Origin of the sequence: Fulvivirga aurantia (assembly GCF_009711475.1) — a bacterium.
Lineage (GTDB): Bacteria > Bacteroidota > Bacteroidia > Cytophagales > Cyclobacteriaceae > Fulvivirga > Fulvivirga aurantia.
This window is the reverse complement of sequence record NZ_SMMD01000082.1, coordinates 1-411: the sequence shown is the minus strand read 5'-3', so window position 1 is coordinate 411 and position 411 is coordinate 1. Positions and strand designations below refer to the sequence as shown.

Annotated in this window: 1 protein-coding gene; it reads right to left on the bottom strand. The window is 35.8% G+C overall.

Going from position 1 to position 411, the window contains the following annotated elements; translation table 11 throughout:
* Positions 1 to 411: hypothetical protein (locus tag E1176_RS20050; RefSeq protein WP_185152452.1), on the bottom strand; the 411-nt coding region annotated here is incomplete at both ends.

The following is a 411-nucleotide window of genomic DNA, read 5'->3' as shown; positions in this document are numbered from 1 at the left end:
CTATAGTAGTTATTATTAAATGTAAAAGACGCAGGTCCAGAGTATATTTCAGATTTCTGACTACTAGGAGGGTCGACAGGTATGGGGCATCCGTATTGTCCATGGTCTTGACTGGAAGTTTTAAGCCAGTCGGTATCCGAAGGCTTAAGAAGAAAAAGCCCAGCATACTTATACTTACTTTTCTCACCGAAAAAAATACTTGGCAAATGTAATTGAGAAACGATGTAATCTTCATTAGGGCTAATGGTATCTTTAAAGGCAAAAAACTTAATTTCAAATGAAAATCTGCCTCCACTGTTGTCATCGGTTTCTCCTAATAACTTCCATAACTCTATGTCATTATGAATATAGTCTGGATCACTAGGATCTGTGGGTGTAGTTACTTTTATGATAATAATAGCATGTTTTTTT